The sequence below is a fragment of the Bradyrhizobium macuxiense genome, from assembly GCF_007993935.1.
Taxonomy (GTDB): Bacteria; Pseudomonadota; Alphaproteobacteria; order Rhizobiales; family Xanthobacteraceae; genus Bradyrhizobium; species Bradyrhizobium macuxiense_A.
The window spans coordinates 41,410-65,127 of record NZ_VITY01000012.1; the positions used below are offsets into that span (position 1 = coordinate 41,410).

Genomic DNA, 23,718 nt, shown 5'->3' on the forward strand with positions numbered 1-23,718 from the left:
GGAGAGGTGAACCGCCGATGCCGCAATCCTTTCCGATATCGTCATCATCCCTACACCCCCAGATACGCCTGCTTGATGGTGTCGCTGGCCGCGAGCTCCGCCGCTGACCCGGCGGCGCGGATGCTGCCTGCTTCCAACAGATAGGCGCGGTCGACCACGCGCAGCACCTGCTGCACGTTCTGCTCGACGATCAACACCGTCAGCCCTGAGGCGCGGATGCGCTTGACCAGCTCGAACACCTGCTGCACCACGACCGGCGCGAGCCCGGCCGAGGGCTCGTCGAGCAGCAGCAGCTTCGGGTTCGACATCAGCGCGCGGCCGATCGCGCACATCTGCTGCTCGCCGCCCGACATGGTGCCGGCCATCTGCTGCAGGCGCTCCTTGAGCCGCGGGAACAGCTCGAACACGAACTCCAGCCGTTCGGCATAATGCGCGCGGGCACCCGGCATGTAGGCGCCCATCTTCAGATTGTCTGCCACGGTGAGCCGCGGAAACAGCCGGCGATTTTCCGGCACATGCGCGATCCCGAGGCTGACGATGCGGTGCGCAGGCGTCGCGACGACGTCGGTGCCTTCCATCGCGATGGTGCCCCTGATCGGGCGGATCAAGCCGGAGATCACGCGCATCAGAGTAGTCTTGCCGGCGCCGTTCGGGCCGATCACGCCGACCGCTTCGCCCGCCTTGACGTCGAGGCTGACGTCGAACAGCGCCTGGAAGCTGCCATAGCCTGCATCGATCGATTTCAGTTCCAGCATGCCGCTCACGCCCCGATCCGGCGGCGCGCTTGCGCCGCGGCCGCCGCCGCAAGGCTCGCGTCCGCATCGGTGCCGAGGTAGACCTCGATCACCCTGGCATCGCCGGCGACATCCGCCGGCAAGCCCTCGGCGATCTTCTCGCCGTGATCCAGCACCATCACGCGGTCGACCACGCGCATCAAGACCCCCATGATGTGCTCGACCCAGATGATCGTGATACCGAGCTCGTCGCGGATCCGGCGCAACATGTCGGCGGCCTGGTCCATCTCGGCCTCGTCGAGCCCGCCGAGGCTTTCATCGGCGAGCAGGAGTTTCGGTCCGGTCGCGAGCGCCTTCGCCAATTCGAGTTTCTTCAGGCCGGCGGCGCCCAGACCCTCGACGTTGGCATGGCGATCGGTCGGTAGCCCAACCATCGCCAGCGCCCGCTCGGCGGCCTCCTCGGCCTTGCTGCGGCTGTGGCGGCCCTGGCCATAGAAGCCGGCGAGCACGACATTCTCGAAAATGCTGAGGCGATGGAACGGCCGCGGAATCTGGAAGGTGCGCCCAATGCCACCGACGATAATGCGGTGCGGGGCGAGGCCCGCGATCTCGCGGCCGTCGAACAGGATCGAGCCCTCGGTCGGCGGCAAGGTGCCGGAGAGCATGTTGAAGATCGTGCTCTTGCCCGAGCCGTTCGGGCCGATCAGACCGAGGATCTCGCCCTGCTCGACGCGGAACGACACGTTGTTGACGGCGCGAAAGCCGCCAAACCGCTTGACCAGGCCTTCTACGGCGAGCACGGCGGTCCCTTTCGCGAGCAAGCTATTTGTAGCTGTAGGTGGTACCGGCCGGCAGCGGTAGCTCGGTCTCGCGCTGCATCTGGCTCTTCGGCCACACCACATAGGATTTGTCGTCGATATATTGCAGCACCACCGGGAACGAACGTGCGTTCTGCCCGGCGTACTGCTCGCCCTCGCCGTAGAACTTCACGCCGTAACCGAGCATGGTGCCGCCCTCGGGAATGTCGGTGTCGAGCGCCGCCTTGCGCAGCGCGTCCGGATCGACGCCGCCATACTTCTTGATCGCGCGCGGCAGCACGTCGTCGAGGAACACATAGGCGTTGGCCGCGCCGATGCCGACATGGGCGGAGCGGATCGGCACGCCCGGCTTCAGCTTGTCGAACTCCTCGCCGACCATCTTGATGACCGGCGGCAGCTTCGGGTCCATGGTCTTCTGATTGGCGAGCCAGATCGAGATCGGGTCGGTGTTGAAGAGATAGTTGGCATCGGCCCCGAGGCCTTCCTTCAGCTTCTCGTAGACGCCGTAGCCGGCGCCGTGACCGACGATGGCGCCGAACTTCAGGCCCTGCTCGCGGGCCTGGCGGAATAACAGGGTGATGTCCGGATTGTAGCCGGTGTGGAAGATCACGTCGGGCTTGGCGCGCTTCAGCTTGGTCACCAGCGCCGACAGATCGGGCGCGGTCGCCGAATAGCCTTCCTTGAGCACGATGTTGAAGCCGGCCTTCTTGGCGCCGGCCTCGTTGCCCTTGGCGACGTCGACGCCATAGGCGCCGTCCTCATGGATGATCGCAACCCGCAGGTCCTTCGGCTCCTTGCCGAACTTGGACAGCGAATATTGCGCGATGAAGTCGGTCGTCATCATGCCGTACTGGTTGCCGGCGGCCTGCGGGCGGAACACATATTTGTAGTTCTTGCCGTCGAACACGCCGGAGGAGATGCAGGTCGTGATCCACATGAACTTCTTCATCTGGTCGACCCGGGCCGCCACCGGCACGCATTGTGCCGAGGAGAAGAAGCCCATCACCATGTCGACCTTCTCCTGCTCGAGCAGGCGGACGGCCTCGTTGATGGCGATATCGGGCTTGCTCTGCGCGTCGGCGTAGACCGCCTCGACCTTGTACCCCTCGACGCCGGTCTTGGCGTAATGATCGAGCATGATCTTGACGCCGGTGTATTGCAGCTCGGAGCCGCCGCCGGCCAATGGCCCGGTCAAATCGAAGATCACGCCGATCTTGATCTTCTTGTCCTGCGCCTGCGTGGCACCAGCCACGCCGAGCGCCGCGAGCGCGACAGACAGACCCGCGAGCCAGCGGATGGCCCTCCAGACCGGCATGAATCCCTCCCCAGAGATTGTGCACTGCATTTTTTGTTGTCGTGCCGCCCTATCACAGGGGGAGCGGCCGATGATGTCAAGCGCGATGGCTGCGTCCGCACGGCGCAGGCTTGCGCAAAGTTTCGGCGGAACAGTGCCGACGACTTTTCAGACCGGAGAACTACGGAAGGCAGCTTTGCTGCTTCTGCCTTATCCTGAGGGCTGCGAAGTAATTGTCATTGGAGGCGACACATGAATCACATGCTTTGCAGAGCGAGACTCATTTCGTGGTTGGGTGCGTGCGCGCTTGGATTGGGCGCGTGGATTGCTGCTCCGTCGGGTGCGGTGGCGCAGAATTCACCGTCCGCCGAGGCCAGGCTGAAGGAGTTGAACATCACGCTACCGCCCGTTCCGACACCGGTCGCCAATTACGTCGATGCGGTCCGGGTCGGCAATCTGCTCTTCCTCGCAGGGAACACTCCGGCCGCGGACTGGAAATACAAAGGCAAGGTGGGCAAGGACCTCACCGTGCAGGAAGGCTATGACACGGCCCGCCAGGTCGGCCTGATCATGTTGGCGAAGGTACGCGTCGCACTTGGAAGCCTCGATCGCGTCAAGCGCGTGGTGAAGGTGTTCGGGATGGTCAATTCGGCCGACGGCCTTGGAGATCAGCCGAAAGTGATAAACGGCTTTTCCGATCTGATGGTGGAGGTCTTCGGCGAGGCAGCCGGCAAACACGCGCGATCTGCTGTCGGGATGGCTGGTCTTCCCTTCAACAACGCCGTGGAGGTCGAGATGGTCGTTGAAGTGGCCGAATGACCCGCCGTTACTCCGGCAGCTACATTTCGGATGCCGGCGAGTTCGGGATTTTGCTGGCAGGCAAGGTCGCCGCAGCAATCCGACGGCTTGAGCCCGGTCTCCAATGGCCGCGCCACCAAGGATGGCAAGACTTGCAGTCTCACGGAGAGTGTGCCGGCTCCGGTGGATCGGCAATTTCATCAGCCAGCAGGTCCCCGGTATCAAGCGGCGTATGCGCCGACACGAACCACTCCGCGCGCGCCGCGGCCCTCCGGCGTGCGCGCTCGCTGATCGGCAGCCTTAGCAGCTCGATGAGACGAGACATCTCCTGTTGAGCCAATCGGTGCGACCGATCCGGCCGCTCACCGAGGATTGCTTCGTCCAGTGCATCAAGGACGGTGAGCCCGGAAGCGGAGAACTGGCGATATACGTTTCGCTCGGAACAACCTCCGAGATGCCTGAACGCCAGCCTTGTCCCTGCTTCGGCAAGACTCCGCCGCACCAGCCGGCGCGCCGACGAGCGGTTGTGGATGACGACCCAATCGGTATGGCTCCGGTCAAATTGGAGACGTCGCCTGCGGGCGTCGCAGACCAACTCCGCATAGTGACCGGTTCCCGTCACTTCGTGCGTGATGGGATCGGTCGAGGCCAGCGTGCCGAGGTCAAGGAAGCTGTCGGTGACGGGCGTTAGCAGCGTATCCGCCACGAGGTGGGCGAGACGCATCAGGTAAGTATCCGTTGAAGGAGTATCGATCACCAGGAAATCGAGAGATCCCTTGAGGCTGGTGACCGCCTCCCCGAAAGCCGCCAATTCGGCAGCCTCATTGTCGTCCAGCTTTGCGCCTTCAGCACGCCGGACACAACGATGCAGCGGAATTTCGAGTTTGATCCGCCGGTGGTTGGCCCAGATGCGCCGGTTTTCGATGTAGCGCGTTAGAGCTCTTTGATTGCTGTCCAGATCGATGGTGCCGACCCGCTGCCCCTGCTTCAGAAGCGCGACAGCCAGATGCATCGCGATCGTCGTCTTTCCTGAGCCACCCTTCTCATTCCCGATGACGATCACGTGTGGCGCCCCCGGCACTGCGATCGGTGCCGTGTACAGCATCACGAGCCTGGCAAGTCCACAATTACCACTGAGAAATGAATGCGATAAACGGCGCTCCGTTCCAATGGCGCCGTGGCAAAAATTCCGAAATCGCGTCCGGACAGGTTCGAACTCGTGATCCAGTTCGTCTGGCTCAGGTCATTTGCGTCGATTGGGACGCGATATTCGGCCTGCCTCCAGCAGCGGATGCCAAAGCTACGTCGGCAGTTGCGTCTCGATGAATGCGGTGACGAAGCGCGGCATGGCAGGGGTGAGGTCCGCGCGGCTGCGCACCAGATGGATGCCGGCGAGTTCCGGTTGCTCCTGTTGCGCGAGGTTGGCCTCGATCCGCGCCCGCAGCGCGTCAGCTTGCATATCGACGCGCAGGATCTGCATCATCGCGAGCGCAACCCCGGTGTAGATGCAGTGCCAGTCGGCATCGCCGCGGCAATCCGACGGCTTGAGCCCGGTCTCCTCCTCGAGCTCGCGCATCACGCTGCCGGCGATGTCGACCGTGTCGCCCCTGATGTCGTCGAGATCGGGCGTCCCGGAGGGAAAATAGATCCGTCCGGCATTCGCGGTCTGCTCGCCCATCACACCGCACACGAAGGCGCCGTCGCTTGAGAGCAGCGCGCCCATGCCGAAGCCGTTGAAGACCTCCTTGTCCGGAAAGCCCCAATCACGCCAGGCCAGGAAGCTTGCGAAATCGGTCTCGAAATAGCTCGCACTGAGCCGCGCATCGGCAAAGACGGGATCGCGCCCGAGCAGGACGCGGCCGTTCCACAGATTCGGGTTCAGCCGCTGCTGCTCGGCGAAATGCGCGTCGATCTCGGCGCGCCGCTCGTCGGCGAACGGCCAGGGACGCCGCGCCAATGCGAGGTCGAGCGCGGTGACGCGGCAAATGAGTGGAGACTCCATGTCGTCCGTGCGCGTTTACTTTGCGTTTCCGGTCGTCTTCTTGACCTGATCGACGAACTTGTTGGTGTAGGTCTTGGTGACATCGATGCCGGCCTTCGCGACATCAGGCGAGCCCTCGCTGAACACCGCGAGCACGGCTTCGGCGCCCTTGGGATCCATCTTGCCGGTTTCCGAGTACATCGGGATCGTGTTCTTCAGCGCGGCGAGATATTGCTCCTTGTTCTTGCCGACGAGGTCTTCCGGCATCTTGGCCATGATGTCTTCGGCGGAATGCGAATGGATCCAGGCGAGCGTCGCCATGATCGCATTGGTCAGCGCCTGCACCTCCTTCTCGTGGCCATTGACCCAGGCCGTGGTCGAATAAAGGGCGCCGCCCGGATATTCGCCGCCGAACACCGCGAGCGTGTCGTGCTGGGTGCGGGTGTCGCTGAGGATCTTGAGGTCCTTGTGGCTGCCTTGCAGCACGGTGACGGACGGATCGAGCATCACGGCGGCATCGATCTGGCCCTGCTCCATCGCGGCCACCGCGGTGGCGCCAAGGCCGACGCCGATCACGGCGGTGCCGACCGGATCGAGGCCGTTCTTCTTCAAGAGATATTTCAGGAAGAAATCGGTCGAGGAGCCGGGCGCGCTGACGCCGACCTTCTTGCCGGCGAGATCCTTGACCGAGTTGATCTCGCCGGTGTGCTTCGGCGAGACCACCAGCACGAGGCCGGGATAGCGGTCATAGACCACGAAGGCCTGCATCTCCTGCTTCTTGGCGGCGATATTGACGCAATGGTCGAAATAGCCGGAGACGACATCGGCGCTGCCGCCGAGCACGGCCTTGAGCGCGTCCGAGCCGCCCTTGAGGTCGACCAGTTCGACCGCAAGCCCGGCCTTGTCATATTCACCGAGCTGCTTGGCCAGCACGGTGGGCAGATAGCACAGGCAGGCGCCGCCTCCGACCGCGATGGTGATCTTGCTCTGCGCCGCGGCAAGGCCCGTGGACAGGGTCAGCGCCAGCAGCGTTCCGGCAAGCTTGCCAAGCCATTTGTTCATGACGTCCTCCGTTCGACTGGCCGGCAAGATAGAGGAGCAGGCCTGCCTTGAGAAGGCGACTTTCCGGTAACTGGTCAAGCCTGCGGCCACGGCATAGCATCGTGGATGCAGGAAACCGCCGAACAAGCACCAAGAATAGAGCCATCAAGAATACTTCAAAGCAAACATCAAGGGAGGTCTTCATGAGAAGTATTGCAACCGCGCTGTCGCTCGCCGCCGCCTTCGCCGCCGGCTGTGGCGCCACCCATTTGCTGCGGCCGGCGCTCGCGGCCGAGAGCATCACCGCGCAAATCATCCACGCCGGTGAGATGGAGGGCGACAAGCTCGGCGACGCCAGCAAGACCGGATTCCGCTCCAAGACGTTCGTCGCCGCCGACGGCGCCACGGTCTCGATCCAGGACGGCAACGTGCCGAAGCACATGCACCCCAACACCAACGAGATGCAGTTCATCCTCGAGGGCACCGGCACGGTGTGGCTCGGCGACAAGGAAGTGCCGGTGAAGCCGGGCGACCTGATCGTGATCCCGAAGGGCACGCCGCATGGCGGCACCAAGCCGAACGGCCGCCCGTTCAAGGCGATCGCAATCAAGACGCCGCCACAGGCGCCCGACGATACCAAGCTGCTGGATTGATAATCCTCTCAACGTCATTGCGAGGAGCGATAGCGACGAAGCAATCCATCGGTCCGCATATGCCGAGGGTTGGATTGCTTCGCGGAGCCTGTCATCCAGCGGCGCTTCGCGCCTCCCTGCCCTCGTCTCCAATCGGCAGAGCGGGCCGCGCGCGCTCGGTTCCATTACATGACGATTGACAGATAATTCACTTGCCTCACGACGAGCCGCTCCATAATATTACGGTCGTCATTTCATGGAGATCAGGACCATGAGCCTGGATGATCATCCCACGGTCAGGGCCGTGCGGGCACGCAGCAGCCAGCACGTCCGCGACGTCCCGGTGTCATCGGAACTGCTCAAGCGGATTGCGCGGGAGTGCGGCGCCGACGACGTCGGCATCATCGAGTTCGACCGCGCCGCCATCGCGCCGCAACGCGATTTCATCCGGAAAGTCTACGGCCGGACGCGTTCCCTGCTCGCGATCGCCTGCCACATGAACCGCGAGCCGGTGCGCTCGCCGTCGCGCTCCGTCGCCAACGAGGAATTCCACGGCACCTACGACCACGTCAACGAGACCGCCCGCGCCATCGTTCGCGCGCTCGACGAGCACGGCATCCCGGCCTGCAATTCGGTCGCCGCCTTCCCGATGGAGATGGACCTGCCCAGGATCATGATGGTCCAGCACAAGCCGATTGCAGTCGAAGCCGGGCTCGGCCGGATGGGAATCCATCGCAGCGTGATCCACCCGAAATTCGGCAGCTTCGTTCTGCTCGGCACCGTGCTGCTCGGCTGCGAAGTGGACGCCCATGACCACCCGATCGACTACAATCCCTGCCTGGAATGCAAACTGTGCGTCGCCGCCTGCCCGGTCGGCGCCATCAAGCCGGACGGCGGCTTCGATTTCCTGTCCTGCCACACCCACAATTATCACGACTTCCTCGGCAACTTCACCCAGTGGGTGGAGAAGGTTGCGGATTCGAAGGACGCCAGGGATTATCGCGCCCGCGTTCCCCGCACCGAGACGCTGAACATCTGGCAATCGCTGTCGTTCAAGCCGGGCTACAAGGCGGCCTATTGCATCTCGGCGTGCCCGGCCGGCGAAGACGTGATCGGGCCCTTTCTGCGAGATCGCGACGCGCATTTCGCCGAGGTGGTGCAGCCGCTGATCGACAAGGACGAGTTCGTCTATGTGCTCCCGGATACCGACGCCGAGGACACGGTGACGCGGCGCTTTCCGCACAAGAAGATGCAGCATGTCACGTCCGGCCGGCATACCGGCAGCATCCAGGCCTACATCTTCTCGCTCTCGCTCGGATTCCAGCGCGGCCGGGCGCGCGGTCTGGATTTCGTCACGCATCTGCGTTTCACCGGAGCGAGCGCGCTGGACATGACGGTCGCGATCAAGGGCCGGGATTTGCAGGTGGTGCCGGGGCGTCATGTCGGAGAGGCGGCCCTGACCATCACCGCCGACACCCAGGCCTGGCTGCGCGTGCAGAATCGCGATCTCGACCTTGCCGATGCGATCGCCTCGGAGCTGGTGAGCCATAGCGACGAAAAACTGTTCGCGGCCTACATGCGGTGCTTCCCGCTCTGAGCCTACTCACACCAACAGGCCGCCGCCATCCACCGCAAGACTCTGCCCGGTGACGTAGCTGTTCAGCATGAGATAGATATAGGCCGTGGCCGCCTCATCAGGCGATGCGGCGCGCGGCAACGGCAGGCCTGCCACATAGCCGCGCACCCTCTCCTGCGGCATCTGCCTGACGCGTTCGGTGAGGATGAGTCCCGGGCACACCGCATTGACGCGGACCGGCGCGAGATCGACGGCAAGGCCGCGCGCCAGGCTCTCCATCGCGCCCGCCGCCGCGGTCACGAACGGCATGCCCTTTTGCGGGCGATGCGCCAGCAGGCCGCCGGTCAGCGTGATCGATCCGTTCGGCGCGATCGCGCGGCTGCCGTGCTTGACCGCCGCGAGCGAGCCCCAGAAGCGGAGGGTGAGCGCTTCGCGCGCGGCGGCAAGATCGAGATCGCGCACCGCGCCGAACGCAGGGAGGCCCTGATCGCCAGCGGTGATCGCGAGGTGATCGAAGCCGCCGACCTGGTCGAAGAAGCGCGACACGCCGACTTCATCGCGCAGATCGACGGTGCGGCCCGACGATCCCGGCAGCCGCGCAACGGCGGCATCGACATTGGCCGCGTTGCTGGAGGCGATCACCACGTCAGCGCCGCGCTCCTGCGCGAGCGCCGCGACGGCAAAGCCGATCCCCGACGATCCCCCGATTGCGATCACGCGCTTGCCGGCGAGCGACATCATGGCGTCTGTCATCATCGTGCTCCGCCGCGCCTTACACGAAATAAGTGGGGTGATCGATGTCGGCGAGCAGCCCGGGCTGTTGCGGCTGCCAATCGAGCCGCGACCGCGTCCGCGCGCTCGAGGTCGGCACATCGAAGGCGACGAACCGGCCGAACATGCCGAAATGCTCCGCCGCCTCCTCCGGAGACTTCGACACCAGCGGAACGTCGAGCCGGCGCGCGATGACCTCGGCAATCGCCTTGAACGGCACGCCCTCATCGGCGACGGCATGGAACGGCCCGCCCTCGACGCCGCGCTCGAGCGCCAGCCGGTAGACCCGCGCCGCATCCAGCCGGTGTACGCCGGGCCAGCGGTTCTGTCCCTCGCCGATATAGGCAGAGACGCCCTTCTCACGCGCAAAGGCTATGAGGCGCGGCACGAAACCGTGGTCGCCAAGACCATGCACGGAGGGCGGCAGCCGCACGACGGCGGCACGCACGCCGCGCGCCGCCACCGCCATCGTGGTCGCCTCGGACGCACGCGGATAGGCCTCGGAGACTGGAATCGGCGGATCCTCTTCAGTCGCGACGCGCCCCTGCGCCACCCGTGCGACGCCCGACGTGGTGATCAGCGGACGCTTCGAGCCTTCGAGCACGGCGCCCAATGTCTCGATCGCGCGCCGGTCGTCCGCGCAGTTCTGCGCAAACCTCGAAAAGTCGTGGTTGAAGGCGCAGTGGATAACCGCATCGGACTGCGCGGCGCCGCTCTTCAAGCTGTCGAGATCTTCGAGCGTTCCGTAGTGAACTTCGGCGCCGGCAGCGGCGAGCGCTTTGGCGCCCTTGTCGGAACGGGTCATGCCGAGCACCTGATGGCCGGCGGCAATCAGATCATTGGTAACGGCCGAGCCGACCCAGCCGGTGGCTCCAGTGACAAACACGCGCATCAGCAAGTCTCCAGGTTTTGCTGGAGACAAATCTGGGCCGCCGCGCTATCCTGGTAAAGTAGTGACCTTATCATGGTATAATGGCTAACAGGATGAGCGAACCGCTCGCGCATGAGAACCTGCTCGGCGCCTACCTGAAGGACCGCCGCAGCAAGCTCGATCCGGCGACGTTCGGTTTTCCGCCGGAGCGACGGCGCACCCCGGGCCTGCGCCGCGAGGAAGTGGCGCAGCGCGCCAATATCAGCGCGACCTGGTACACTTGGCTCGAACAGGGCCGCGGCGGCGCGCCGTCGGCCGACGTGCTCGACCGCATCGCGCGGGCGCTGATGCTGACCGATGTCGAGCGCGAGCATCTGTTCCTGCTCGGCCTCGGCCGCACGCCCGAGGCGCGCTACCAAAAAAGCGAAGGCGTGACGCCGCGACTGCAACGCGTGCTCGACGCGCTGGAGCCGCGCCCCGCGGTGGTCAGAACCGCGACCTGGGACATCGTCGCCTGGAATCGGGCGGCGACCGTGATGCTGACGGATTACGGATCGCTGCCGCCGCGCGAGCGCAACGTGCTGCGCTTCATGTTCCTCGATCCGCGCGTCCGCGCTGCGCAACACGACTGGGCCAGCGTGGCGCGCTTCGTCGTCGGCGCCTTCAGGGTGGATGCGATGCGCGCTGGCGCGGCCGCGGAGGTGCAACCCTTCGTCGATGAGCTCTGTCGGCTGAGCCCGGAATTCGCGGCACTGTGGCGCGACAACGACGTGCGCACCCATGGCGAGGGCGTCAAGCAGCTCCGGCACCCGATCCTCGGCCCGGTCAAGTTCGAATATTCGGCCTTCGCAGTCGACGGCCGCTCCGACCTCAGCATGATCGTCTACAATCCGATCGACCCCAAGGTGACGGAGAAGATCCGCGGGCTGATGGAGACCGCGCCCAAAGGAGTTTGATTTCTGCCGCCCACGTCGGGGCCGGCTCCACGGGTTCCTCGTCATTGCGAGGAGCGACAGCGACGAAGCAATCCATACGTCCACAAGCGGCGGGATGGATTGCTTCGCTTCGCTCGCAATGACGATCAGCCTAATCCCGCGCTGCCGGCGTCGGCCGCCACACCAGCAGCCGCTTCTCCACGACCGTCACCGCCATATCGATCAGGATGACGAAGGCCGACAGCACGAACATGCCGGCGAACACGCCGGCGACGTCGAACACGCCTTCGGCCTGCTGGATCAGGTAGCCAAGGCCGGCCGCGGAGCCCAGATATTCGCCGACCACCGCGCCGACCACGGCGAAGCCGACCGAGGTGTGCAGCGAGGAGAACATCCAGGACAGCGCCGACGGCCAATAGACGTGCCGCATCAGCTGCCGCTCGTTCATGCCGAGCATGCGGCCGTTGTCGAGCACCGTGGTCGGCACTTCCTTGACGCCCTGATAGACGTTGAAGAACACGATGAAGAACACCAGCGTCACGCCGAGCGCGACCTTGGACCAGACGCCGAGCCCGAACCACAGCGCGAAGATTGGCGCCAGCACCACGCGCGGCAGCGCGTTGACCATCTTCACATAGGGATCGAACACCGCGGCGACGCGCGGCTGCCGCGCGAACCAGAAGCCGACCAGGATGCCGCCGGCCGAGCCGATCACGAAGGCGAGGATCGATTCCCACAGCGTGATCGCAAGATGCTTCCAGATCACCCCGGTCGAGAACCACTTTACAATCTGGCTGAAGACGTCGACCGGGTTGGAGAAGAAGAACGGCGGCAGCAGCACCTTGCCGAAAACCGGCACGGTGGAAAAGACCTGCCACAGGGCCAGCGTGACGACGGCGACCAGGACCTGCAGGGCCAGCAATGTGACGCGCGACATCAGGCGGCCCCCGCCTGCGTCGATTGCACATAGCCCTTCATCACCTCGTCCTTCAGCACGCCCCAGATCTCGCGGTGCAGTGCGTGGAAATCCTTCTCCATCCTGATCTCGGCGATGTCGCGCGGCCGCGGCAGCGTGATGCGCCAGTCGCCGATGATGCGCGCGGAGGGGCCGGCCGACATGATCACGACGCGGTCGGCCAGTGCGATCGCCTCCTCGAGATCGTGGGTGACGAACAGCACCGCCTTGCGGTCGGCGGTCCACAATTCGAGCAGCAGATTGCCCATGATCTGCCGGGTCTGGGCATCGAGCGGGCCGAACGGCTCGTCCATCAAGAGGATCTTCGGATCGCGGATCAGGACCTGCGCGAGGGCGACGCGCTTGCGCTGACCGCCGGATAGCATGTGGGGGTAGCGACCAGCGAAGGCGCCGAGCCCGACCGAGGTCAGCCACCTCTCCGCCCGCGCGAGCGCATCACTGCGCGGCGTGCCCCGGATCTCGAGCCCGATCGCGACATTGTCGATCGCGGTCTTCCAGGGGAACAACGCATCGGCCTGGAACAGATAGCCGGCGTCGCGGTTGAGGCCGTTCAGCGGCTTGTCGAAGATCCGCGCCGTTCCTGCGGCAGGCTTCAACAGCCCCGCGGTGACGTTGAGCAGCGTCGACTTTCCGCATCCGGTCGGCCCGACAATGGCGACGAACTCGCCATGATCGACCGCAAGATTGGCTTGCTCGACCGCGGTATAGACGCGACCGTCCGCCAACCGAAACGCCACCGTCGCACCGTCAAGCGCGACCGCCGTCGGCTCCGTCATCGCCACGATTCCTCCCGAAATTTTCGGAGATGGCTTACCGGTTCGGGCCGGCAAGTTCAACGCATGAAGATGGCGCAGGCCGTGGTCACGCGGTTTTCAGGCAAATCGGGTTGCGCATTGCAACAACATCGTCGAGGCTGTGGGCCAACGCGGTAGAAGGAGATCATCATGCGGATCGCAGTGGTAGGTGCCGGAGGTGTCGGGGGCGGCTTTGGTGCGGCCCTCGCGCATGCCGGCGCCGACGTCACCTTTATCGCGCGCGGCGCCCATCTCGCCGCCATGCGCAGCGAAGGCCTGAAGGTACAGGGCGGCCGCGGCGAAAGTCATCTGGTCCCGACCCAGGCGACCGACGACCCCGCAAGCGTCGGCCCGGTCGATATCGTGCTGTTCTGCGTCAAGCTATGGGACGTCGAGAGCGCAGGCGAGCATATCAAGTCGATGGTCGGTCCTGATACTGCGGTGATCCCGCTGCAGAACGGCATCGACGCGCCCGACCGGCTGATCCCGATCCTGGGCCGCAACGCCGTGATGGGCGGCGTGGCGCAGATCTCGGCCTCGATCATCAAGCCCGGCGTGATCAACCAGGTCGGCACCTTCATGCGGATGATCTTCGGCGAGCTCGACGGCCGCATCACGCCGCGCGGCACGGCGCTGCTCGAGCTCTGCCTGAAGGCCGGGTTCGATGCGACGCTGAGCGAGCAGATCAACACCGAGCTCTGGATGAAGTTCGTAGGCCTCGCCACCAATGCCGGCATGACCGCGGTCACGCGGCAGCCGATCGGCAGGCTGCGCGACGATCCCGATCTGCGCCCGCTGTTCGTATCGGCTTGCGAGGAGATCATCGCCATCGCCAATACCAGCGGCATCAAGCTGCCGCCGGACCCGCTTGCGAAAGTGCTCGACTTCATCGGACACGCGCCGCCGGCGATGAAGGCATCGATGGCGCTCGATCTCGAGCGCGGCAACCGGCTCGAACTGCCCTGGCTGAACGGCAAGGTGGTCGAGCTCGGCCGCAAGCTCGGCGTGCCGACCCCGACGCACGATTTCCTTTATGCGGTGCTGAAGCCCTATGCGATGGGCACGCCTGCGTAGGCAGGCGACCGCGACTTGCAGCCGCAGCCCTGCTCACGCATGTTGCGGCGGGGCGAGCGTTGCGACCTGATCGGGATGCACCGTCATGGCCGTGCCGCCATGTCCATCGCTCGCGGCGACGAAGGTGGATGCCATGTAGTTTCCGAGCAAGGCGATGCTGGCGGCGTGGACGCCGTCCGAGACCGTGACCGATCCGCCTGCGCTGTTGCCGGCAAAGCCCACGGTCTGCCCGGCCGCAAAATCGATATTGGCGAAATCGATCGCGTCGGCTCCCGTCATGCCGGCGACGGTGCCGGAGAAGCTGGCGGGATCGTCGAGCCTGAGCGTCCCGGAGTCCGATACAAAGGAGATTTGCGCCGAGCTAGCTGATGGAAGCTCGAGGGTCTGTCCGGCTGCAATGATCGAGGGATCGCTGATTGTGAAAGCGCTGGACCAGGCACCCCAGACGGTCCCGTCATTGGCCTTGATCCAGAGCGTGTCGGTACCCGATCCGACATGATAGGCAAGCTGGGAGAGCTGCGCGGCCGAGACGATGTTGTCCTGGTTTGCTCCAAGGGCAACGCCGTTCAGCGTGAAGTAGCCGTTCCCTCCGCCGCTGTTCCAGACATCATACGATGTCGCCGCGCTGCCGAACGGATCCGAATAGCTGAAGAGCGAGGACACCGCGAACGTCTGGCCTTGAACGGACAGCGTGCTCGCATGGGTCGGAGTCAGAACGGGACCCGTGTCGACCGGCGCAGTCACAGTGAACGCACTTGACCATGCTCCCCAGACGGTGCCGTCGTTGGCGCGGACCCACAGCGTGTCCGCGCCAGAGCCGGATTGATAGGTCAGCGACGCCAACTGGGATGCCGTGACGTAATTGTCCTGGTTGGCCAACAGCGTCACTCCGTTCAGAATGAAGTGCCCTCCACCTGTGCCCGTGTCCCAGACGTCATATTGGACCGCAGCGCTGTTGAACGGATCGCTGTAGGTGAACAGCGACGAGGCCGCAAAGCTCTGGCCGTGAGCCGCAACAATGTTCGACACCGTCTCGACGGGGCCGCTGTCAACCGGAGCGTTGACGGTGAAGGCGCTCGACCACGCCCCCCACACCGTGCCGTCATTGGCCCGGATCCAGAGCGTGTCGATGCCGGAGCCGGATTGATAGCTCAGCGACGCGAGCTGCGCGGCCGTGACGTAGTTGTCCTGGTTGGCCAGCAGCGCCACTCCGTTCAGCACGAAGTGTCCGCCGACGGTGCCGCTGTCCCAGACATCGTACTCGACGGCCGGGCTGTTGAACGGATCGCTGTAGGTGAACAGCGACGAGGCCGCATAGCTCTGGCCGTGAGGCGCGATGATGTTGGATACCGTCTCAACAGGCCCGCTGTCGACCGGAGCGTTGACGGTGAAGGCGCTCGACCACGCTCCCCACACCGTGCCGTCATTGGCTCGGATCCAGAGCGTGTCGATGCCGGAGCCGGATTGGTAACTGAGCGAAGCCAGTTGAGCAGCCGTGATGTAATTGTCCTGATTGGCCGACAACACCACTCCGTTCAGAACGAAGTGTCCGCCGACGGTGCCGCTATCCCAGACATCGTACTCGACGGCCGGGCTGTTGAACGGATCGCTGTAGGTGAACAGCGACGAGGCCGCATAGCTCTGGCCGTGAGGCGCGATGATGTTCGACACCGCCTCGACAGGCCCGCTGTCGACCGGAGCGCTGACGGTGAAGGGGCTGGACCACGCGCCCCACAACGTGCCGTCATTGGCGCGGATCCAGAGTGTGTCGGTGCCGGAGCCGGATTGATAGCTCAGCGACGCCAGCTGGGCGGGCGTGATGTAGTTGTCCTGGTTGGCCGACAGCGCCACCCCGTTCAGGACGAAGTGTCCGCCGCCTGTTCCCTTGTCCCAGACGTCATACAGCGTTGCCGGACTGCTGAACGGGTCGTAATAGGTGAACAGGGACGTGGCCGCATAACTCTGGCCGTGAGCCGCGACGATGTTCGACACCATCGCGACGGGACCGCTGTCGACCGGAGCAGTGACGGTAAAGGCGTTCGACCACTGCCCCCACACCGTCGAGTCGTTGGCCCTGATCCAGAGCGTGTCTGCGCCCGAGCCCGATTGATAGGTCAACGACGACAGCTGCGCGGCCGTGATGTAGTTGTCCTGGTTGGCGGCAAGCGCCACCCCGTTCAGAACGAAGTGACCACCGCCGGTGCCGGCGTCCCAGACATCGTATTGGGTGGCTGCGAGGCCGAACGGGTCGTAGTAGGTGAACATCGACGACACGGCAAAGCTCTGGCCGTGCGATGCCGTCATGTTTGCGACCGTCTCGACGGGCCCTTCCGGAGTTGCCGTGAATTGGCTCCATGCGCTCCAGAGTACCCCATTGAACGCCCGCACCCACAGCTGGTCGCTCGCGGGACCGAACTGATAGGCAATGTTGGACCACTGTGAGGCCGCGACGTCGATCTCGACCCCGTTCGCCTGCGCCACACCGCCCACGGTGAAGTGGCCGTTTCCGGTGGAGTCCCAGAGCGCATACTCGGTCACCGGCAGGGTGCCGCTCGTCACATAGAAGATGGACGATGCTGCAAGCGAGGTTTGCACGCGGCCGGTGATGTTGGATACGACCACCGTCGGCGCGACGTCGACGGCGGCGGAATTGTCGATCACGAAGTCGCCGCCCTCGCTGGCGATCTGGGTAAGCGATACTTCGAATTGCACATCCCAGTTTTGGCCGGGATAGCTGTTGCCCCATGGATTGCGAACGATGAAATTGCCGGTGGCGCTGTCGTAGCCGACGACCCCGAAAGCGTGATCCGGGACCAGCTGGATATTTCCGGCGCTGTCATACGTGTAGGGAGACGTTGACGGGATTTCGAGGATGACATCGTCGCCGCTCGAGAGCGCCGCGATATAGACAGACTTGTTGCTATACCAATTGGACGCGCTACTCATGTAATAGGTGACGCTCGTCGCGTCGGTCAGGTTCTCCAGGACGTTGGTCGGAGGATCCGCGGAGATGTTGTTGTAGCTGTTGACCGCGGGGTGCCCGATCTGCCCCGTTGCGCTGAGCTGTGCGTACGCCTTCTCCACCAAGGCAACCCACATTGCAGTAGGCTGCTCATTGTAGTTGTGGCCATAGTCGAGTTCGGTCCCATTGACTGTCGGAAACACGTCGTTGACGGTTTCCCAGGTCTCCTGCCCACCGACATAGAAGCGCACGCCATAGGTGCCGTTTCCATTGTCGACGAACATCGAGCTCATGACCTGAGGATGAAAGACGACGACGTCGATCAATCCCGACATCAGCTCGCAATCGCCGTCCGCTCCCTGACAGATGTCATTGACGGTGGCTGCGCCCGCCGAAGAATACAGCGGCCCGACAACCGTGCTGTAGCCCTGCAATTTCCAGCCGTTCGCATCCGGCGGCAAGGTCGGATCCGGAAGATCGGTTCCCAAGAACCACTTTCCGATCAGCTCGGACATCTGCGTCGACGTCGTGCCGACCTGCAGATTGCCCAACGTGACATGTACCGTGCTCCCCCCCGTCCAGGTGGCGTTCGCCGGATTGCCGTCAACGAGCTGGAGGAAAAGATGGGAGACATAGTCCGATGTGGAAAGACCGCTGTTCAGATTGGCCGCAATCACCTGCAGCGAGTTCAACTCATTCGCGGTCACGCTGCCGCGATTGGCGACATCGGCCAGCACGTCGTAGGCTTCGGCGTAAGTGAAAACCCCGTCCGCAGCAAAGTTGAGCATGTCGGACTTGATGCCGCTGTCGACCAGGGAATAGACCCAGCTTGCAGTCATGGAATTCCTTCGCAAGTCTTGACGCGATCTGATTGCTGCCGACCAGGCCGATCCTGGCGAGGGTGCATGCGTCCCGTCGAGACGAATCCAGCAATGAAATATGTAACTATCGCGTTAGTTGTCGCCGAATTCGAGGCGTGTGTCGATCTTGCCGAACGCGGCCGTCAACCAAGGGAACCCGCATTATCGTGAAGATTCGTTAATGTCTGCCTGATACCGCGCCCGCGGCCGGGGATCGCGGCCGGGTGCAGCTTCCCCGAGGCGCAGGCCTTGCGGCTGGCGTTCGATGTGCGGGGCGGCGCCGTGTCAGCGCGCGTGATGCCGGCCGCGGTGCGCCCGGCGTTGCGCGGGCGGCGGCGGCGCGAAAAAGGGATTCTCCGAGCAGACCGCGCCGCGGCCTGAAGCGGAGGCCTGGCACTGCGGGATCGAGGTAAAACTGCAATCGATGTAGCTCCCGCCGTATTTGCCCTGATAGACGTGAATGCACACCGGATAGTTCGGATCGTAGGCCTGCCCGGCGGCAGGCCCGGCCAGGGCGACCGCTGCTGTGGCGATCGCGAACAGTTTCAGGCGCATCGGTCTCTCCTTGTCGTGGCGGGAGGTTCCTCACAACTGCCGGAGTTAGTCAACATCACGGGCGGCGCGCCGGCCCTGCAGACCATTATACGCTGACGACCCGCCGATGCGCGAGCGTGCTAGTTGGTCGGTTGGCGGTGTCGCTTGCCCCGCTCCCTCGGCTGCGTTCTCGGGCCCTTGTAGAAGGGATTGACCGAGCATGTCGCCGATCGTCCCGAGGCCGTTGCCTGGCATTGCGGGAGCGACGTGAAGCTGCAATCGATGTATTCGGGCGTCAGCCGGCCGCCATAGACTTCCATGCACACCGGATAATTCGGATCGTACATTTGCGCGGCGGCGGGCCCGGCGATGCCAACGCCGATGGCGGCGAGCATGGTGAGTTTCAAGCGCATCGCGTGCTCCTCCAGCTTGGTGCGGACCGCGCGGGCCCGGCTATCGCTGTTCGCCGGCCGGCTTGCCGTCGTCTTCACCCAGACAGCGGATCATGAACGCCGTCGTGTCCCGCGGCAGGACCTGCGCGGCACGCGCCTTGAGCCGGCATTCGAGCTGCGCGATCTGACGCGCCCGCTGCCGCTCCGACGGCAGCGTCGATTGCCGCAACCGGCGCAGGGTCATCGGCGAGCCGTCCGACTCGAAGCTGAGATCGTATTTCCTGCCGTTCTGGTCGGTGGCAGCGCAGGTGATGGTCGACACCTGCCGCGTGACGAAGCTTCCGACCTGGCGGCAGGAGCCTGTCGACATCTCGACCAGCGGCACCGGCAGTCCGTCGACCCGCGGACGGTCGCTCGACTTCAGCAACATGCGGTCGACCGCAAGCTCGAACAGATTGTCCTGGGTGCGCTCGGTGCTCTCGCCGGAGAACGAGACGATGTGGCTCTTGTCGGCGGGATCGTCGAGCACCACGGTGAATTCGGAACGGCCGCGCAGGGTGTGGAAATAGGCCACCGCCTTGCAGCTATAGTTGCGGCCGGCGACGGTGACGTTGCGGCAGGTGCCGGACATCAATGCATACAGGTCGACGTCGTAGACCGGGCCGGCGGCCACCGCGAGCGCAGGCCAGCAGACGACGGCAACCGCAGTCAATTGAGCGAAACGGGAGATCATGCTGAAACGGTCGAGAACACGGTCGTTGGAGAGGTCCATGGCGCAAGGTCGCCGATTTCCACGGACTGTGCAACGAAGAAGCAGGCCTAAATGTGGAAGCACCGCAATCGACCGGGGGACGCAGGGCAAGCCGTGCCGAAAGGCCGCGGCCCTCGCGCCTTGCGTCAGATTTGCGGGCCGGACAGAGTGACCTCGCGCTCCGCACGGAACACGTTGCTGTAGAGGTTCGCAATCCACTGACGGCCGCTTGCCGTCATGTTCAGGCAGTTGATGGCGCCCTGGATGTGCGGCGCAACCATATTCCAGTAGAATTGCGGATAGCGGTCGACGATATCCGCCGGCGATTCATAGCCGAGCTGGCGGTTGATGCCGACCTCCTCGAACTCGTGATAGAGCGCGTTGGCTTTCCTGATGTAGTTGGGATCGCCGAGTTGCCCGATGAAATCGGCCGCCCGCACGATCGCCGCCTCGTCGTCATATTGCTGGCCTTCGGGGGACGGAAACCGCGTGCCCTCGATGTTGCGCGCGACGCGCTCGCGATCGAGCGGCAGCACCGCCTCGAGCCTGTCCAGCACATAGAGCTTCGAGCGGTCGACGTGATACGGCATCAGGCCGGCATCCGACGAGCCGCGCGGCAGCACGACCTTCTTGCCGGAAGCATCGATGACGTAGCCATCCGGTCCATCGCCCTTCAGCAGGCCGCGCACATAGCCGATGTCGTGCGTCAGGCAGGCGATGATGGTGTGGGTGTAATCCTCCGCGGTGACATGGGTGTGCAGCGCGCGGCCACGGATGATGTCATGCCCGGCCAGCGTGACCAGCATCGTGTGCTCGACATTGTGGTAGAGCGCATCGCTGTTGCCGATGCATTCCAGCGCGATGCGTGCGGCAGCCGGCAACAGTTCGCCGAACCGGGCCTGCGAGGCCCCGAAAGTGCGGCTGACATGGGTGGCGAGAAACTTCTCCAAAGCACCTGCCGCCAACTCAGGTAACGTCATCATCGATGCAGCCCCCGACCGCGCAACGTTCCTCACTCGCCCCGATCTCTCGTCGTAGTTGGGGAGCAATTATAGCGTATCTACGGGCGTGCGGCTACGCGCTGGCGGGCGTGCGATTCGTTCAGCCGTACTATCCCGGTCTTGCCGGCTGTGACACCAAAGTCGCTGATAATGGCATGAACCGTGCATGATTCGGTTCAGACCGGGTTAATCCTACGGATAAACACCATCATGCTCGTTACGCTCGTCGCCATCCTCTGCAATGCTCAGCTCTGCATGGAAAAGGTCGTCACCAACAGCGACCAATCCGGCATCACCATGGGCGCCTGCGCCGTGAGTGCCCAAATCGGCATCGCCGACTGGCTCGCCAAGGGGCCGTATCACGATTGGCGCTTGCAAAGCTATAAGTGCATCATGGGCAAATACGTACCCAAGAACGAAGTGTGATGTGTGCTCACAGCCCCCGAAGGGGCTGACCCGCTTCGTCTGCCCAACTGGGACGGCCTGCGAAACCGCGTGATGCAGGCGCGTGCAGCTCAAGTCAAAGTCCATTTTATGGGCTATCACTGTCGTTCACGATGGTGAGGTCGCCCAGGAATGGCCAGAGAATGCCCGCAACGCCGCTGATCGCCTACGCGCATGTCGGCAAGAGTTTTGACAATGGTCGCGTGGTGGCGGTCGACGACGTCTCGCTTGACGTCGCCGAGGGTGAATTCCTGGCTGTTGTCGGCGGCTCGGGCTCCGGCAAGACGACGCTGCTCAGGCTGGCCAACCGCCTGATCGAAGCCGACCGCGGCCAGATCGCCGTCGAGGGCGAAGACGTCAGCCGCGTCGATCCGATCCTGCTGCGGCGCCGCATCGGCTATGTCTTCCAGAGCGGCGGGCTGTTTCCGCATCTCACGGTCGCCGGCAATATCGGCATCACGCCAAGACTGCTCGGCTGGCCGCAGGCGGAGATCTCCGCGCGGGTCGACGAACTGCTCGACCTCGTGCGGCTCGACCGCGCCCAGCACCGCGACCGCCTGCCGCACGAGCTCTCCGGCGGCCAGCGCCAACGCGTCGGCGTCGCGCGTGCGCTGGCCGCGAAGCCGCGCATCGTGCTGATGGACGAGCCGTTCGGTGCGCTCGATCCGCTGACCCGCGACGCCCTCGGTGACGACTATCGCACGCTGCACCGCGAGCTCGGCCTGACCACGGTCATGATCACCCACGACATGACCGAGGCGCTGCTGCTGGCCGATCGCGTCGCTGTGATGCGCGGCGGCAGGTTGCTCGCCTTGGGCAGCGCCGCGGAGCTTGCGCGCAACACCGACGGCTATGTCGGCGAACTCCTGCGCACGCCGCGGCGGCAGGCCGAGCGCCTCGGCGCATTGCTGCCGCGGGACGGCACGGCATGAGCGATCCACGCTGGAGCGAGGCGCTTGCGCATCTGCCCGACTATCTCGGCAATCATGTCCGGGTCAGCGTCGCCGCGCTGGCGCTCGGGCTTCTGATCAGCCTGCCGCTTGCGATCATCGCCCGCAACCGGCCGGTGCTGCGCGGCGCGCTGCTCGGGCTTGCCAGCATCGTGCAGACCGTGCCCGGTCTCGCTTTGCTCGCGCTGTTCTATCCGCTGCTGCTGGCGCTCGCCGCCGTGACTGCGGCCTGGCTCGGCTTCAGCTTCTCCGCCTTCGGCTTCCTGCCGGCCGTGCTGGCGCTCGCGCTCTATTCGATGCTGCCGGTGTTGCGCAACACCATCACCGGCCTGTCGGGCGTCGATCCGGCGGTGCTGGAGGCCGCCGAGGGCGTCGGTATGACGCCGCGGCAATCGCTCACCATGGTCGAGCTGCCGCTGGCGCTGCCTGTCATGATGGCGGGGATCCGCACCGCCGCGGTGTGGGTGATCGGCACCGCGACGCTGTCGACGCCGATCGGCCAGACCAGCCTCGGCAATTACATCTTCGCGGGGCTGCAGACTCAGAACTGGGTGTTCGTGCTGTTCGGCTGCTTCGCTGCCGCGGTGCTCGCGCTGGTCGTCGACCAGCTGCTGGCGCTGATCGAGAACGGCTTGCGCAATCGCAGCCGGATCCGAGCCGCGCTCGGCGGGCTCGGCATTGCCGCGCTGATCGCGGCGACGCTGGTTCCGGCGCTCGCACGTCCGCACGCGCGCTACGTGGTGGGCGCCAAGACGTTCACCGAGCAATATGTGCTGTCGGCGCTGATGGCGCAGCGACTGCAAGCGGCCGGTCTGCCGACGACGACCCGCGCCGGCCTCGGCTCCAACGTGATCTTCGATGCGCTCGCAGCCGGCGATATCGACGTCTATGTCGACTATTCCGGCACGCTGTGGGCCAACCAGTTCTACCACAGCGACATCAGGCCCCGCGCCGAACTGCTGAGCGAGCTGAAGACGACGCTGGCGAAGCAGGACATCACTTTGTTCGGCGAGCTCGGCTTCGAGAATGCCTATGCGCTTGTCATGCCGAAGACGCGCGCCGATCAGCTCGGCATCCATTCGATCGCCGACCTCGCCTCGCACGCCGCGACGATGTCGATCGCCGGCGACTATGAATTCTTCTCGCGGCCGGAATGGGCCGGCATCCAGAAGGCCTATGGGCTGTCGTTCCGCGCCCAGCGCACGATGCAGCCCGACTTCATGTATGCCGCGGTCGCCTCCGGCGAGGTCGACGTCATCGCGGGCTATACCAGCGACGGGCTGATCGCGAAATACAACCTTGTCACGCTCGCGGACGACAGGCACGCGATCCCGCCCTATGACGCCATCGTGCTGCTGTCGCCGAAGCGGCGCGATGACGAAGCGCTCAAGGCGGCGCTGCGGCCGCTGCTCGGCAAGATCGATATCGCCGCGATGCGCGAGGCCAACCTGCGCGCGTCGGGCAATGATGCATCATCATCGCCCGACGCCGTGGCGCGCTGGCTGTGGGAGAAGGTCGGGCCGCGCTGA

General features: G+C 64.5%; 23 protein-coding genes. 8 read left to right on the forward strand and 15 right to left on the reverse strand.

The genetic code is table 11. The features are described from left to right. Positions 1–50: 50 nt before the first annotated feature. The 3 genes from FBZ93_RS28255 to FBZ93_RS28265 are packed head-to-tail and all read right to left on the reverse strand — an operon-like array spanning position 51 to position 2,867. Positions 51–755 carry an ABC transporter ATP-binding protein gene (locus tag FBZ93_RS28255; RefSeq protein ID WP_146990866.1) on the reverse strand — a complete coding sequence of 235 codons (705 nt, stop codon included), beginning with the start codon at positions 753–755 and terminating at the stop codon, positions 51–53. 5 nt (positions 756–760) lie between these two features. Beyond that, positions 761–1,534 (reverse strand): ABC transporter ATP-binding protein, encoded by a 774-nt coding sequence (locus FBZ93_RS28260; RefSeq protein WP_146990482.1) that lies wholly within the window; start codon positions 1,532–1,534, stop codon positions 761–763. Positions 1,535–1,556: 22 nt separating this feature from the next. Continuing rightward, complete coding sequence (locus tag FBZ93_RS28265) at positions 1,557–2,867, reverse strand: ABC transporter substrate-binding protein (protein WP_146990484.1); 1,311 nt, start codon at positions 2,865–2,867, stop codon at positions 1,557–1,559. 231 nt (positions 2,868–3,098) lie between these two features. Between FBZ93_RS28265 and FBZ93_RS28270 the strand changes: the two genes are divergently transcribed. Beyond that, positions 3,099–3,665 carry a RidA family protein gene (locus FBZ93_RS28270; protein ID WP_246667685.1) on the forward strand — a complete coding sequence of 189 codons (567 nt, stop codon included), beginning with the start codon at positions 3,099–3,101 and terminating at the stop codon, positions 3,663–3,665. Between the two features lie 139 nt (positions 3,666–3,804). On the opposite strand, the gene FBZ93_RS28275 is transcribed toward FBZ93_RS28270, so the two are convergent. The 3 genes from FBZ93_RS28275 to FBZ93_RS28285 all read right to left on the reverse strand — a co-directional run bounded on the left by FBZ93_RS28275 (position 3,805) and on the right by FBZ93_RS28285 (position 6,687). Further along, positions 3,805–4,749, reverse strand: coding sequence for a division plane positioning ATPase MipZ (locus tag FBZ93_RS28275; RefSeq protein WP_146990486.1), 945 nt, complete (start codon positions 4,747–4,749; stop codon positions 3,805–3,807). Between the two features lie 195 nt (positions 4,750–4,944). After that, positions 4,945–5,646: an NUDIX hydrolase gene (locus tag FBZ93_RS28280; RefSeq protein ID WP_146990488.1), complete on the reverse strand. Its 702-nt coding sequence runs from the start codon at positions 5,644–5,646 to the stop codon at positions 4,945–4,947. A gap of 15 nt (positions 5,647–5,661) precedes the next feature. Continuing rightward, positions 5,662–6,687: an ABC transporter substrate-binding protein gene (locus FBZ93_RS28285; protein WP_146990490.1), complete on the reverse strand. Its 1,026-nt coding sequence runs from the start codon at positions 6,685–6,687 to the stop codon at positions 5,662–5,664. 182 nt (positions 6,688–6,869) lie between these two features. Between FBZ93_RS28285 and FBZ93_RS28290 the strand changes: the two genes are divergently transcribed. Continuing rightward, positions 6,870–7,319, forward strand: a complete 450-nt coding sequence (locus FBZ93_RS28290) for a cupin domain-containing protein (protein WP_146990492.1) — start codon at positions 6,870–6,872, stop codon at positions 7,317–7,319. A gap of 250 nt (positions 7,320–7,569) precedes the next feature. Continuing rightward, positions 7,570–8,895, forward strand: a complete 1,326-nt coding sequence (locus tag FBZ93_RS28295; protein ID WP_146990493.1) for a 4Fe-4S binding protein — start codon at positions 7,570–7,572, stop codon at positions 8,893–8,895. Between the two features lie 6 nt (positions 8,896–8,901). Here FBZ93_RS28295 and FBZ93_RS28300 read toward each other — a convergent pair whose 3' ends face one another. Together FBZ93_RS28300 and FBZ93_RS28305 are read right to left on the reverse strand one after the other, a co-directional pair. Continuing rightward, positions 8,902–9,627 carry an SDR family oxidoreductase gene (locus tag FBZ93_RS28300; protein ID WP_208764074.1) on the reverse strand — a complete coding sequence of 242 codons (726 nt, stop codon included), beginning with the start codon at positions 9,625–9,627 and terminating at the stop codon, positions 8,902–8,904. 19 nt (positions 9,628–9,646) lie between these two features. Beyond that, positions 9,647–10,537 carry an SDR family oxidoreductase gene (locus FBZ93_RS28305; RefSeq protein WP_146990495.1) on the reverse strand — a complete coding sequence of 297 codons (891 nt, stop codon included), beginning with the start codon at positions 10,535–10,537 and terminating at the stop codon, positions 9,647–9,649. Positions 10,538–10,629: 92 nt separating this feature from the next. On the opposite strand from FBZ93_RS28305, the gene FBZ93_RS28310 reads away from it, so the two are divergent. Then, positions 10,630–11,472, forward strand: coding sequence for a helix-turn-helix transcriptional regulator (locus tag FBZ93_RS28310; protein ID WP_146990497.1), 843 nt, complete (start codon positions 10,630–10,632; stop codon positions 11,470–11,472). 130 nt (positions 11,473–11,602) lie between these two features. On the opposite strand, the gene FBZ93_RS28315 is transcribed toward FBZ93_RS28310, so the two are convergent. Together FBZ93_RS28315 and FBZ93_RS28320 are read right to left on the reverse strand one after the other, a co-directional pair. After that, positions 11,603–12,388, reverse strand: coding sequence for an ABC transporter permease (locus FBZ93_RS28315; protein WP_146990499.1), 786 nt, complete (start codon positions 12,386–12,388; stop codon positions 11,603–11,605). After that, entirely contained in the window at positions 12,388–13,203 is an 816-nt protein-coding gene (locus FBZ93_RS28320) for an ABC transporter ATP-binding protein (RefSeq protein ID WP_146990500.1), read from the reverse strand. The genes FBZ93_RS28315 and FBZ93_RS28320 overlap by 1 nt, the downstream gene beginning before the upstream one ends. Positions 13,204–13,371: 168 nt before the next feature. Between FBZ93_RS28320 and FBZ93_RS28325 the strand changes: the two genes are divergently transcribed. Continuing rightward, a complete protein-coding gene (locus FBZ93_RS28325) occupies positions 13,372–14,295 on the forward strand; it encodes a ketopantoate reductase family protein (RefSeq protein ID WP_146990502.1) in 924 nt (307 codons plus the stop codon). 33 nt (positions 14,296–14,328) lie between these two features. On the opposite strand, the gene FBZ93_RS28330 is transcribed toward FBZ93_RS28325, so the two are convergent. From FBZ93_RS28330 to FBZ93_RS28350, 5 genes are all read right to left on the reverse strand, one after another. Beyond that, positions 14,329–18,096, reverse strand: coding sequence for a C2 family cysteine protease (locus FBZ93_RS28330; RefSeq protein ID WP_146990504.1), 3,768 nt, complete (start codon positions 18,094–18,096; stop codon positions 14,329–14,331). A gap of 306 nt (positions 18,097–18,402) precedes the next feature. Then, entirely contained in the window at positions 18,403–18,672 is a 270-nt protein-coding gene (locus tag FBZ93_RS28335; RefSeq protein ID WP_146990506.1) for a DUF3551 domain-containing protein, read from the reverse strand. Positions 18,673–18,791: 119 nt separating this feature from the next. After that, positions 18,792–19,064 (reverse strand): DUF3551 domain-containing protein, encoded by a 273-nt coding sequence (locus FBZ93_RS28340; protein WP_146990508.1) that lies wholly within the window; start codon positions 19,062–19,064, stop codon positions 18,792–18,794. A 40-nt stretch (positions 19,065–19,104) separates the two neighbouring features. Next, on the reverse strand, positions 19,105–19,815 hold the full coding sequence (locus FBZ93_RS28345) for a hypothetical protein (protein ID WP_246667686.1): 711 nt from the start codon (positions 19,813–19,815) through the stop codon (positions 19,105–19,107). A gap of 125 nt (positions 19,816–19,940) precedes the next feature. Next, a complete protein-coding gene (locus tag FBZ93_RS28350; RefSeq protein WP_146990510.1) occupies positions 19,941–20,777 on the reverse strand; it encodes a metal-dependent phosphohydrolase in 837 nt (278 codons plus the stop codon). A 228-nt stretch (positions 20,778–21,005) separates the two neighbouring features. Between FBZ93_RS28350 and FBZ93_RS28355 the strand changes: the two genes are divergently transcribed. The 3 genes from FBZ93_RS28355 (at position 21,006) to FBZ93_RS28365 (ending at position 23,718) form a co-directional block, all read left to right on the forward strand. Beyond that, a complete protein-coding gene (locus tag FBZ93_RS28355) occupies positions 21,006–21,221 on the forward strand; it encodes a hypothetical protein (protein WP_074131807.1) in 216 nt (71 codons plus the stop codon). 161 nt (positions 21,222–21,382) lie between these two features. Next, complete coding sequence (locus FBZ93_RS28360) at positions 21,383–22,171, forward strand: ATP-binding cassette domain-containing protein (RefSeq protein ID WP_146990512.1); 789 nt, start codon at positions 21,383–21,385, stop codon at positions 22,169–22,171. Further along, positions 22,168–23,718 (forward strand): ABC transporter permease/substrate-binding protein, encoded by a 1,551-nt coding sequence (locus tag FBZ93_RS28365; RefSeq protein WP_146990514.1) that lies wholly within the window; start codon positions 22,168–22,170, stop codon positions 23,716–23,718. Before FBZ93_RS28360 ends, FBZ93_RS28365 begins: the two co-directional genes overlap by 4 nt.